Origin of the sequence: Streptomyces sp. 2-1 (assembly GCF_048564895.1) — a bacterium.
Taxonomy (GTDB): Bacteria; Actinomycetota; Actinomycetes; order Streptomycetales; family Streptomycetaceae; genus Streptomyces; species Streptomyces phaeochromogenes.
Genome location: NZ_CP183383.1, coordinates 3182980 through 3194946, shown reverse-complemented (window position 1 = coordinate 3194946; position 11967 = coordinate 3182980). Strand labels below are relative to the sequence as shown.

Below are 11967 nucleotides of genomic sequence, written 5' to 3'. Positions count from 1 at the left end.
GGCGTGGCAGGATCGGGGGCGTGGCAGATTCAGCATCGAAGAAGACCGAGAAGACCTCCGGCGGCGGACGCCCGCGGCTGATGCTCATGGACGGGCATTCGCTGGCGTACCGAGCGTTCTTCGCGCTGCCCGCGGAGAACTTCACGACGGCGACGGGCCAGCCGACGAACGCGATCTACGGCTTCGCGTCGATGCTCGCCAACACGCTGCGCGACGAGGCGCCCACACACTTCGCGGTGGCGTTCGACGTCTCGCGCAAGACATGGCGCTCAGAGGAGTTCACCGAGTACAAGGCGAACAGGTCCAAGACCCCCGACGAGTTCAAGGGCCAGGTCGAGCTGATCGGCGAGCTCCTGGACGCGATGCACGCCGAGCGGTTCGCCGTGGACGGCTTCGAGGCGGACGACATCATCGCCACGCTCGCCACCCAGGCCGAGGCCGCGGGCTTCGAGGTGCTGATCGTCACCGGCGACCGCGACTCCTTCCAGCTGGTCTCCGAGCACACGACCGTGCTCTACCCGACGAAGGGCGTCTCCGAGCTGACGCGCTTCACTCCGGAGAAGGTCTTCGAGAAGTACGGACTGACGCCCGCGCAGTACCCCGACTTCGCGGCCCTGCGCGGCGACCCGTCCGACAACCTCCCGGGCATCCCCGGGGTCGGCGAGAAGACCGCCGCGAAGTGGATCAACCAGTTCGGGTCGTTCGCGGAGCTGGTCGAGCGCGCCGAAGAGGTCAAGGGCAAGGCCGGGCAGAACTTCCGCGACCACCTGGACGCGGTCAAGCTCAACCGCCGCCTCACGGAGATGGTGCGCGACGTCGAGCTGCCGAAGACGGCCGCCGACCTCGAGCGCGCTCCGTACGACCGCACGGCCGTCGCGATGGTCCTGGACACCCTGGAGATCCGTAACCCCTCGCTGCGCGAGCGGCTGCTCGCCGTCGACCCCGGGGCGGAGGAGGCGGACGCCGGGCCGCCGGCCGCCGCGGGCGTGGCCGTGGACGGCACGGTCATCGGCGCGGGCGAGCTCGAGCCGTGGCTCGCCGAGCACGGCACCACGGTCCTCGGCGTCGCCACGGTCGACACCTGGGCGCTCGGCACGGGCTCGGTCGCCGAGGTCGCCCTCGCCGCGGCCGACGGCGCCGCCGCGTGGTTCGACCCGTCCCAGCTGGACGAGGCCGACGAGAACGCGTTCGCGGCCTGGCTCGCAGACCCCGACAAGCCCAAGGTCCTGCACAACGCCAAGGCCGCCATGCGGGTCTCCGCCGAGCACGGCTGGAGCATCGAGGGCGTCTCCATGGACACCGCCCTCGCCGCCTACCTCGTCAAGCCGGGCCGCCGCTCCTTCGACCTGGACGCGCTGTCCCTGGAGTACCTCGGCCGGGAGCTGGCCCCCGCCGCCACGGCCGACGGGCAGCTCGCCTTCGGCGCCGACGAAGGTGCCGAGGCCGACGCCCTGATGGTGCAGGCCCGCGCGATCCTCGACCTGGGCGATGCCTTCACGGAGCGCCTGAAGGAGGTCGGCGCGGCCGACCTGCTGCGTGACGTGGAGCTGCCCACCTCCGTGCTCCTGGCCCGCCTGGAGCGCCACGGCATCGCCGCCGACAAGGCCCATCTCGAAGCCATGGAGCAGATGTTCGCGGGCGCCGTCCAGCAGGCCGTGAAGGAGGCGCACGCGGCTGCCGGGCACGAGTTCAACCTCGGCTCGCCCAAGCAGCTCCAGGAAGTCCTCTTCGGCGAACTGGGCCTGCCCAAGACGAAGAAGACGAAGACCGGCTACACGACGGACGCCGACGCGCTCGCCTGGCTCGCCGGCCAGACCGACAACGAACTGCCGGTCATCATGCTCCGCCACCGCGAGCAGGCGAAGCTCCGCGTCACCGTCGAGGGCCTGATCAAGACGATCGCAGCGGACGGCCGCATCCACACCACGTTCCACCAGACCGTGGCAGCGACGGGCCGTCTCTCGTCGCAGGACCCGAACCTGCAGAACATCCCGGTCCGCACCGAGGAGGGCCGCGCGATCCGCCGCGGCTTCGTCGTCGGCGAGGGCTTCGAGTCCCTCATGACCGCCGACTACAGCCAGATCGAACTGCGCGTGATGGCCCACCTCTCCGAGGACGAGGGCCTCCTGGAGGCGTTCACCTCCGGCGAGGACCTGCACACCACCGTCGCCTCCCAGGTGTTCTCCGTGGAGGGCACGGCCGTCCACGCGGAGATGCGCCGCAAGATCAAGGCCATGTCGTACGGCCTGGCGTACGGCCTGTCCGCCTTCGGCCTCTCCCAGCAGCTGAACATCGACGCCGGCGAGGCCCGCGCGCTGATGGACACCTACTTCGAGCGCTTCGGCGGTGTACGGGACTATCTGCGCCGCGCGGTCGACGAGGCGCGGGCCACGGGCTACACGGCCACGCTCTTCGGGCGCCGCCGCTACCTCCCCGACCTCAACAGCGACAACCGCCAGCGCCGCGAGGCCGCCGAGCGCATGGCTCTGAACGCACCGATCCAGGGCACGGCGGCGGACATCGTCAAGATCGCCATGCTGAACGTCGACCGGGCGCTCAGGGAAGCCGACCTCAAGTCCCGCATGCTCCTCCAGGTCCACGACGAAATCGTCCTGGAGATCGCCCCCGGCGAGCGCGCGAAGACCGAGGAACTGGTCCGCCACGAGATGGCCAACGCCGTGCACCTCCGGGCCCCCCTGGACGTCTCGGTCGGCTCGGGCCCGGACTGGGAATCGGCGGCCCACTAGACGCTCCGCTGGGGGCGCGGTATTCGGCTGCGGGTGGGTCGGGGTTCGGGGCGGTGTGCTTGGGTGCGGGTCCGGTGAGGGCTGAGTGCGCAGTCCCCCGCGCCCCTAGGTCTTTTAGGTCTTTAGGGGCGCGGGGAACCGCGCACCCAGCCCAAACCCACCCGCACCCGCCATCCAACGCCCTCCCGAGCCCCCGACCCCCAACCCCCGGAGGGCCCGTCACCCACGTGGCCCCCGACCAGAAGCCCCCAGCGGAGCACCCCGCAAGGATGCGGGCATGGGTCCTCACATACGACACATACAGCGCGTGCGGTACGTACGACACTGCCGTACCGCCCTCGTCGCAGCCCTCGCTTCCGTCCTCCTCACCCCGGTCCCCGCCGTCGCGGCCACCGCGGCCAGCCCCAGAATCCCGGCCGGCGCCACGACCAGACGCGTCCCGGTGGACACGGCCGCCTGGACCGACTGGTACCTCCGGCAGGGCGCCACGGGCCATCACGCCTTCTCGGCCGACCCCACCGACACCGTCACCTGCCAGGCCCCCCATGCCCCTGATCTGGCGACCCGGCTGGCCCAGGACATCCAGGCGGCCCTGTCGTCGAGGGACGGCACGGTCTCCGTAGCGGTGCAGGACGACTCCGGGCTGACCTGCGCACGCGCGGCCGAGCGGCAGTACGACTCGGCGAGCGTCGTCAAGGTGCTGATGATGGAAGGCCTGCTGCGCCGCGCCGAGGAGCTGGGACGCCGACTCACCCAGTGGGAGGAGACGAACGTACGCCCCATGATCGTCAGCTCCGACAACGACTCGGCCGCGCGCCTGTGGGCCGACCTGGGCCGCACCTACCTGAACGACTTCCTCACCCGCGTCCGCACCACCGCCACCGCTCTGGGCCCGGGCCGCTACTGGGGCCTCACCCGCACCACGGCCACCGACCAGCTGCGCCTGCTGGACGTACTGACGAACGCCCAGTCCTTCCTCCGCACCCGCGCCTACGGCCTGAAACTGCTCTCAGAGGTCCGTGCGGACCAGCGCTGGGGAGTCCCCGCGGGCATGCCTCAAGGGCTGACGGCACACGTCAAGAACGGCTGGCTGCCCAGAGCCACCCACGGCTGGCGCGTCCACAGCATCGGCGCCTTCACCGGCGAGGGCCGCGGCTACCGCATCGTCGTCCTGTCCCACGACAACCCCACGATGGCGTACGGCGTGCGCACCATCGAGCGCATAGCCCAGGCCGTGCACCGGGGCCTGGGCCAGGGGCGCGGAGTCGGCCGGGACCTCACCCCGGAGACCGCGATCAGCGAGGAGTCGGACGGCTCGGCTCCGTACGAATCGCTGCCGGGCTGGGACGAGCCGGAGCCGGACGCCACACCCTGACCGCCACGCCGTACAGTGCGAGTCCGACGGCAAGACCGGCCCCCGCCCCGAAGCAGACGGTGGGAATCAGCTCCCAGGGCTTCGCGTCGGCCGACCAGTGGTCCCACCAGCGCGTCGCCCGCCGCACCGCGGCCACCGTCGCGCAGCCACCGATCACGGCCGCCGCGAGCCACCGGTCCCGTACGGACAGCACCGGCACCCCCACGGGCTCGGTGTCGTGCTGCCGTCGCAGGGCGACCACGACGAAGGCGGCGATCACCACGGCGGCGACCGCCGAACCGCCGTACTGCAGATACCAGTAGAGCGGCGAGCCCGCGATCTCCTGCCCGAGGACCGGGAAGACCCGCATGCCCCACCGGTCGAGATGCGTGAACGCGTCCCACACGACATGCGTCAGGGAACCGACCACCGCGGACACGTACCACCACAGGGCCAGCGCGGGCCGGACGCGGGCGCGCGGCGCACCGCAGCGCAGGAGAGCCGCGACCCGCTTCTGTCGACGCAGCGGCAGCAGAGCCACCAACGGCTCGCGCAGCACCAGCCAGGCACCCACGAGCGCCCAGGCGACCAGCACATCGACCGTGAACACCCCGGTGAAGGAGTGTGTGAAGTCGCCGAACTCCATGGCCTCCGGCAGCACACTCGCCGCGTAGTACGTCATGTCGGGCGCGAACGAACCGGCCACGAGGAGGGCCGGAACCAGTCGGCCGCGTCCGGTCCCGTCGGTGCGCACGGCCGGCAGAACGGCAGCGGCATGGCTGAGGGTGAACGGCAACGGGGCTCCTTGCGAACGGACATTGACCGCGACTGACCGCGACCGACCGCGCGCGACGGCCTGTCGGCCCCGAACGGTCCGGTCGGTCCGGGCGGTCCCTTGATCGATGACGCTCAGTATGCGGTCGGCAGTTCCCGTCCGTCCCGCATGCCCCCTGGACGCCAGGGCAGGAGAAACGCGATATGGCCAACCGGTGAAAAACGGGCACGAACGGGTGTCTGCGCAACGGAAGTTGTCGTAGGGTCGCCTGGGTCGCCGTACGGGGGAGTGCGGCCGGACAACAGGAAACGCGCGAGGCGCGGGCGATCGTCCACGGGAGGGGTTCACGCAATGGCGGCGCAATTCGGCAGGCGAGTTGTCAAGGGGGCGGCAACCACCGCTGTGGCCGCGGTCGCGGTCGCGGCGCTGTCCGCGTCCCAGGCGCCGGGCGTGACCGACACCGCCCAGGGCAGACAGAGCACCGGCTCCCAGCCCTCGTCCGACCCGGACGCCGACAACAGCGCCACCGGCAACTCGCCGTACTACACCGACCTCCCGCCGCTCAACAGCCCCACCCCGACGCCCACCACGGGCACCGGAACGCCGACCGGCACGGGCGAGGCCGAGGCAGGCATACCCGCGACCGTCCTCGACGCCTACAAGAAGGCCGAGGCGGCACTGGGCGAATCCAAGCCCGGCTGCAACCTGCCCTGGCAACTCCTCGCCGCCATCGGCAAGGTCGAGTCCGGCCAGGCCCGCGGCGGCCGCGTCGACGCCAACGGCACCACGATCACCCCGATCCTCGGCCCGGTCCTCAACGGCAACGGCTTCGCGAGGATCACCGACACCGACGGCGGCGCGTACGACGGGGACACCACCCACGACCGTGCAGTCGGCCCCATGCAGTTCATCCCCTCCACCTGGGAGTGGTCGGGCCGCGACGGCAACGGTGACGGCAAGAAGGACCCCAACAACATCTACGACGCGGCCCTCGCCGCCGGCGGCTATCTGTGCCGGTTCGGCTGGGACCTGTCCGACAAGGCCGACCTCAGGCGCGCGATCCTTAGCTACAACAACTCGACGCACTACCTGAACACGGTCCTGTCGTGGCTGGAGTACTACCGCAAGGGCACCCACGAGGTCCCGGACGGCACGGGCACGCTGCCCTCCGGCCGCAGCGACGACAACAACGGGTCGAGCTCCTCCCCGACGCCGACGCCGACCTCGCCGGGCACGACCCCGCCCAGCTCCCAGACGCCGGGCGGCGGCGGTTCCACGAGCCCGAGCCCGAAGCCGCCCACCACGACACCGCCGCCGAGCACACCGCCGACGACCCCTGCCACGCCCACCGACACGGTGGACCACCTGGAGGACGCGGGCACCGCCAAGCTCACCGCGACCGCGGGCGACGCCTTCGCCGAGAAGATCGCCACCCGCACCGAGACCGAGGCAGGCAAGGCCGTCGCCAAGGTCCGGGTCCGGTTCACGATCGTCGGTGACACCGACTCCGTCTTCACCGGCGGCGAGAGCGTCGCGACCGTCGTCACCAACAGCTCCGGCGTGGCCACCGCGCCCGCGCTCAAGGCCGGTGAGAAGACGGGCGACTTCACGGTCCGCGCCACCGTCGTCGGCCGTGCCGTCTCCGGCCTCGACTACAAGGCGACGGTCACCGCGCGCCAGGCCGACGCCCTCGCCCGTACCGGCGACACCGCGCTGACCTGCGTCGCGGGCGGCGAGTTCGCGGACCAGGTCGAGCTGAAGGCCACCTACAAGGGTGCCGCCGCGGACGGCGTCGAGGCCACCGCCACACTCATCAAGGCGGCGGACGACGCGACCGCCAACGACAAGGGCCCCTACTTCAAGGACGCCGACGGCAAGACCGTACGGACCCTCGCGGGCCTCAAGACGGACGCGAACGGCCTGTTGAAGCTGCCGAAGCTGTACGCGGACGACACGGCCGGCACGTTCCTGCTCCGCATCAACACCACCGGCGGCGCCACGCTGACGGTCGAGCTGAAGGTGACGGCCGCTCCCTCCTCCTCACCGAGCCCCTCCGCCTCGTAGCCTCGTAGGCATTCAGAACGGCGGTGCTCCTCCACCCGGCCGGGTGGAGGAGCACCGCCGTTCTGTGTGTGCAACGTGTTCTCATCTCGCCCGCCCGTTGCTACGGTGCCCGACCTGACGATGTATCAGCTTCGCCGAGTCGGGAGGCCCCGCATGCGTGCCCTGATCGCCGCCGCGACCGGTCTCGCCGTCGCGCTCGCCCTCGTCCTCACCATCACGGCCATGGGCTCACCGGCGGGCAAGACGTCCCCCAAGCCGCTGCTCACCACCATCCCCAGCCACCCGTGACGCACACCCCCAACGCACAGGGAGGGCCGCCGAGATGCGCCGCAAGGCCAGCCTGATCCTGCTCGCCCTCGCCGTGTTCTTCGCGGCGCTGTCCCCGCTGATGCGCTGGTACGCCTTCCCGCGCCTCGCCAAGATCCCGGCCGACCAGTACCAGGACATGGTCCTGGAGGCGAAGGACGCGACCCTCCTCGACTACGGAACGATGAAGGCCAAGAAGGTCGACAAGGTCACCATCGTCCAGACCCTCAAGGGCAACGTCGAGGCCTCCGAGAAGATCGAGAAGACCGCGGGCCGCGACGTCGTCGTCTGGGACGGCCTCTCCTACGTCCAGGGCCCCGACGGCAAGATGGTCTCCAAGATCCCCGAGCGCTACATCTTCGACGCGCACACCCAGGAACCCGTCCACGCCACCGGCGAGATGGTCGACGGCGACCCCGTCAAGCGCGAGGGCATCGAGTTCAAGTGGCCCTTCCTCACGGAGAAGAGGGACTACGAGTACTTCGACGCACAGGCCCGCATCACCGCGCCGATCCACTACGAGGGCGAGCAGGACTTCCGGGGCGTAAACGTTTACTACTTCGAGCAGACCATCCCCTGGACCAAGGTGCCCTTCCCGCAGATCATGCCCGTCGAAGGCATCACTCCGGAGTCGGTCGCCAAGACGGGCACGACCCGCTGGTACACCACGGTCCGCAAGTTCTGGGTCGAACCGACCACCGGGGCACCCGTCTACGGAGAAGAGATCCACAAGGAGGAGCTGCGCGGCGGCACCCTCCTCGGGGGCCGCGAGAAGGTGACCGCCTTCGCCGGGCACGTGAAGATGCGCGAGGACTACATCCGCTCGACGGTCGACCTGGTCAAGTCCCAGCGGCTGCTCGTCCTGCTGATGACCTCGTACCTGCCGTGGGGCTTCCTGATCCTGGGCGCCGGCCTGCTGTCACTCTCCCTCTACCTGGAGGCCCGCAGCCGCCGCCCCGGAGATCCCACGCCTACGGAGACCCGCGAACCGGAACCGGTCGGCGCCTGAACCGGCGGGCGTTCGTCAGTGCCTGGACCAGGGCTGCCCGTCAGCGCCTGAGGCGTGCGTTCGTGTGGCGGGTCGGTTCGGCGGTCGCGGGGTCCTCGGGCCAGGGGTGCTTCGGATACCGGCCGCGCAGCTCCGCCCGTACGCCCCGGTAGCCGTCCCGCCAGAAGGACACCAGGTCGGACGTCACGGCCGCCGGGCGGCCCGCGGGCGACAGCAGATGCACGACCACGGGCACCCCGGCGACGGCCGGCGACTCTCGCGCCCCGAACATCTCCTGCAACTTCACCGCCAGCACGGGCCGTTCGGGATCCGCGTAGTCGACCCGGATCCTGGACCCGCTCGGCACCTCGATGCGCTCCGGCGCCAACTCGTCGAACCGGGCCGCCTCCCCGGACGCCCACGGCAACAGCCGGGCCAGCGCCTGCCCGGCGTCGATCCGCTCCAGATCCGCCCGCCGCCGGGCCCGGCCCAACTCCGGCTCCAGCCACTCGTCCACGCGCGCGTGCAGCGCGTCGTCCGACACATCGGGCCAGGGAGCACCGAGCCGGTGGTGCAGGAACCCGAGCCGCTGCCGCAGCACTTCGGCGTCCCGGGACCACCGCAGCACCCCGAACCCCTCGTCCCTCAACCCCTCAAGAAGCGCCTCCCGTACGAGCCCGGGCTCGGCGTTCCGCAACGGCCGTACCGCCAGCTCCACCGCGCCCAGCCGCTCGACCCGCCGCGCCACGACGTCCCCGTCGGCCCAGCGCACCTCGTCGCCCTTGCCGTACAGGGCCCCGGCCGCCTCGCGCGCGACCCCCTCGTCCACCACGGCCCCGAGCCGCACGCGCGCGTGCCCCGCACCAACGGGCCGATCGGCGACGGCGACAGCGATCCAGGACGCGTCCCGCAGCCCACTCCCGTCACCCACCTCGGCCCGAGTACCGGACACCATGAGAAAGGAGCCCCCTTGCCTCCGGGCAACCCGCTCGGGAAAGGCAAGAGCGGCGACGAGCCCGACGGCGTGATCGTCGGTGGTTTGCCGCACCCCTTCAGTGCGACCAGCGGTGGACGGCCGACGGGCGTCGAACGACGCTTCTGGGTCGGGCATGCCGCCCCCGCTCGGAGCGTCGGCGCTCGGTTCCCCCGGGCGACGTTCACGGGTGGTGTGCGGGCGGGAGAGATTCCGCGCCGAAGGCGCGGGCGCCGACGCGGCCCGCAGCCGCCGAACCTCCGTACGCCACCGCCCGGCATAGGCGTCACCCCCACGCCGGGCACCGCGCAAGGCAGCGGCAAGATCATCCCCGTACTCCCGCGGCGGCTCCTCACTCAAGAGGGCAACCACCTCCGCGGCAAGCTCAGCGCCCACGGAGTGCCCCGCGTCCAGCAACGCCCGCCCCAGCCGCGGATGCAGCCCGAGCCGCGACATCCGTACCCCCCGCTCCGTCGGACGCCCGTCGGAGCCCACCGCACCGATGGCCTCCAGAACGCTCCGAGCGGCCGCCATGGCGCCTCCCGGCGGCGGATCCAGCAGAGCCAGCCCCGAGGCGTCGGGATCGCCCCAGCAGGCCGCCTGGAGGGCGAACGCCGTCAGGTCGGCCACCTTGATCTCCGGCGCCGGGAAACGCGACAGCCGCCCGTCCTCCGCCTCCGCCCAGCACCGGTACACGGCACCCGGGGCCTCACGCCCGGCGCGCCCCGCCCGCTGCCGACCGGCCGCCTGCGAGGCCCGTACCGTCGCCAACGCGCTCAGCCCGCGCGCGTGATCGACGCGCGGCTCCCGCGCCAGACCGGAGTCCACGACCACCCGCACCCCCGGAACCGTCAGCGACGACTCGGCCACCGATGTCGCGAGGACCACCCGGCGCCGCGTACCCCCGGACAGCACTGCGTCCTGCACCGCGGCCGGCGCCCGGCCGTGCACCTGAAGCACCTCGACGTCGCCGAGCCCGCCGAGCTGCCCGGCGACCCGCGCGATCTCCCCGACACCGGGCAGGAAGCACAGGACGTCCCCGTCGCGTTCGGAAAGGGCCCGCCGCACCACCGACGCCACATGCGTCAGCAGCACCGGGTCCACCCGCATGCCGTGCGGCGGACGCACGGGGCGTACGGGCGGTGCCCAGACCACCTCGACCGGGTGGGACACACCCTGCGCCTCGACCACCGGCACCTCGCCCAGCAGCCTCGCCCACCCCTCGGCGTCGGTCGTCGCGGAGGCGGCCACCAACCGCAACTCGGGGCGCAGGGCGGCCTGTACGTCCAGCAGGAACGCGGCCACCGTGTCGGCGTCGAGATGCCGTTCGTGGCACTCGTCGAGCACGACCACGTCGACGCCCGCCAGCTCCTGGTCCCGCTGCAGCCGTTGCAGCAGCACACCGGTCGTGACGACCTCCACGCGCGCGCGTGGACCGACCACCCGCTCCCCGCGCACCGTGTACCCGACGCTCTCGCCGGGCTTCTCGCCCAGCAGCCACGCCATCCGCCGCGCGGCTGCCCGCGCCGCGATCCGCCGCGGCTCGGCGACGACGACCCGGCGTACGGGCCCGTCGCCGACCAGACCGGCGAGCACGAGCGGCACGAGGGTCGTCTTGCCGGTGCCGGGCGGCGCGACCAGCACGGCACCACCGTGCGCGTCCAGGGCGTCAGTCAGGCGGGGCAGCGCAGTACGTACGGGCAGGAGGTCCAGAGCGTCGTCGCGGATCACATGCTCAGTCTCTCCCTCAGCCTCCGGCCGGGGGTGCCCCCTTCTCGCTTCGCTCGCACACGAAGATCGCCGACCCCGGGATGAGGTTTCCCCGAAGGGGTGACCAGCCGCCCCACTCCTGGGTGTTCCAGGCGGGCCACTGCGGCTCGACCAGGTCGACCAGCCGGAAACCGCCCGCCACCACGTCCCGGACGCGGTCGCCGACCGTCCTGTGGTGCTCGACGTACACCGCGCGGCCCTCGTCGTCCTGCTCGACGTACGGCGTGCGGTCGAAGTAGGAGGACGTCACGGTCAGCCCCTCGGGGCCGGGCTCGTCCGGGAAGGCCCAGCGGATCGGGTGTGTGACGGAGAAGACGAACCGGCCGCCGGGCCGCAGCACCCTGTGCACCTCTTTCAGGACCTTCACGGGGTCCGCGACGAACGGCATCGCCCCGTAGGCGGAGCACGCGAGGTCGAAGGAGGCGTCCGCGAACGGGAGTGCGCCGGCGTCCGCCTCCACGAGCCCCACTCCCTTGGCGCCGATCCGCAGCGCGTGCTGGAGCTGGCGGTGCGAGAGGTCCAGGGCGACCGGGCGGGCCCCCTGGGCGGCCAGCCAGCGCGAGCACTGGGCGGCACCCGCGCCGATCTCCAGGACGTCTTTTCCGGCCAGTTCCTCCATCGGTCCGAGCAACTCGGCCTCGATCTCGTCGAGACCCTCGGGGCCCCACACGAAACGGTCGTCGCCGAGGAACGTGCCGTGCTCGACCTGGTACTCGTCCGCGTTCCGGTCCCACCAGCCACGATTGGCGCGGGTGCTCTCGCCGGACCCCGCCTCCCGTCGTGTCGCCTCGGGCTCGAACTGTTCGGGCTCTTGGATGATCGGCTCCCTCGTACTAATCTGCGGGCTCTTCCGTCAGACCCGTCCCCGACGGTCGTCACACAAGGGGCGCCGCAGGGCCCTCGTGGCCTCGTGAGACAGGTCTTGTGCCGGGTATGCGGCGTTCCGCCCCGGGTGTGCGCCTTCGCGCATTGACCCTGTCCGGCTGCCCC

At 71.8% G+C, this 11967-nt stretch carries 8 protein-coding genes; 5 read left to right on the top strand and 3 right to left on the bottom strand.

The annotated features are described in order from the left end of the window. The first annotated feature begins 20 nt into the window (after positions 1-20). Both polA and ACN20J_RS14070 read left to right on the top strand, forming a co-directional pair. Positions 21-2747 (top strand): DNA polymerase I, encoded by a 2727-nt coding sequence (gene polA / locus ACN20J_RS14075; protein ID WP_419666003.1) that lies wholly within the window; start codon positions 21-23, stop codon positions 2745-2747. A 277-nt stretch (positions 2748-3024) separates the two neighbouring features. Continuing rightward, a complete protein-coding gene (locus tag ACN20J_RS14070) occupies positions 3025-4122 on the top strand; it encodes a serine hydrolase (protein WP_419666002.1) in 1098 nt (365 codons plus the stop codon). Here the strand turns inward: ACN20J_RS14070 and ACN20J_RS14065 are convergent. Further along, entirely contained in the window at positions 4043-4897 is an 855-nt protein-coding gene (locus ACN20J_RS14065) for a DUF4184 family protein (protein WP_189840389.1), read from the bottom strand. The two genes, ACN20J_RS14070 and ACN20J_RS14065, sit on opposite strands and share 80 nt — an antisense overlap. A 330-nt stretch (positions 4898-5227) precedes the next feature. Here ACN20J_RS14065 and ACN20J_RS14060 point away from each other — a divergent pair, with 330 nt between their 5' ends. From ACN20J_RS14060 to ACN20J_RS14050, 3 genes are all read left to right on the top strand, one after another. After that, positions 5228-6940: a lytic murein transglycosylase gene (locus ACN20J_RS14060; RefSeq protein WP_419666001.1), complete on the top strand. Its 1713-nt coding sequence runs from the start codon at positions 5228-5230 to the stop codon at positions 6938-6940. A gap of 153 nt (positions 6941-7093) precedes the next feature. Beyond that, positions 7094-7228: an SPW_0924 family protein gene (locus ACN20J_RS14055; protein ID WP_143637639.1), complete on the top strand. Its 135-nt coding sequence runs from the start codon at positions 7094-7096 to the stop codon at positions 7226-7228. Between the two features lie 34 nt (positions 7229-7262). After that, the gene (locus tag ACN20J_RS14050; RefSeq protein ID WP_189840391.1) at positions 7263-8255 is read left to right on the top strand and encodes a DUF3068 domain-containing protein; all 993 of its coding nucleotides are present in this window, start codon (positions 7263-7265) and stop codon (positions 8253-8255) included. A 40-nt stretch (positions 8256-8295) separates the two neighbouring features. Here the strand turns inward: ACN20J_RS14050 and ACN20J_RS14045 are convergent, their stop codons facing one another. After that, entirely contained in the window at positions 8296-10938 is a 2643-nt protein-coding gene (locus ACN20J_RS14045; RefSeq protein ID WP_419666000.1) for an ATP-dependent RNA helicase, read from the bottom strand. A 16-nt stretch (positions 10939-10954) separates the two neighbouring features. After that, positions 10955-11815: a class I SAM-dependent methyltransferase gene (locus tag ACN20J_RS14040; RefSeq protein WP_189840648.1), complete on the bottom strand. Its 861-nt coding sequence runs from the start codon at positions 11813-11815 to the stop codon at positions 10955-10957. Positions 11816-11967 lie beyond the last annotated feature (152 nt).

What these genes read in the sequence shown, in the direction of transcription:
- ACN20J_RS14070 (WP_419666002.1), top strand. Translation starts at nt 3,025, where the DNA reads ATGGGTCCTCACATACGACACATACAGCGCGTGCGGTACGTACGACAC.
- ACN20J_RS14060 (WP_419666001.1), top strand. Translation starts at nt 5,228, where the DNA reads ATGGCGGCGCAATTCGGCAGGCGAGTTGTCAAGGGGGCGGCAACCACC.
- ACN20J_RS14055 (WP_143637639.1), top strand. Translation starts at nt 7,094, where the DNA reads ATGCGTGCCCTGATCGCCGCCGCGACCGGTCTCGCCGTCGCGCTCGCC.
- ACN20J_RS14050 (WP_189840391.1), top strand. Translation starts at nt 7,263, where the DNA reads ATGCGCCGCAAGGCCAGCCTGATCCTGCTCGCCCTCGCCGTGTTCTTC.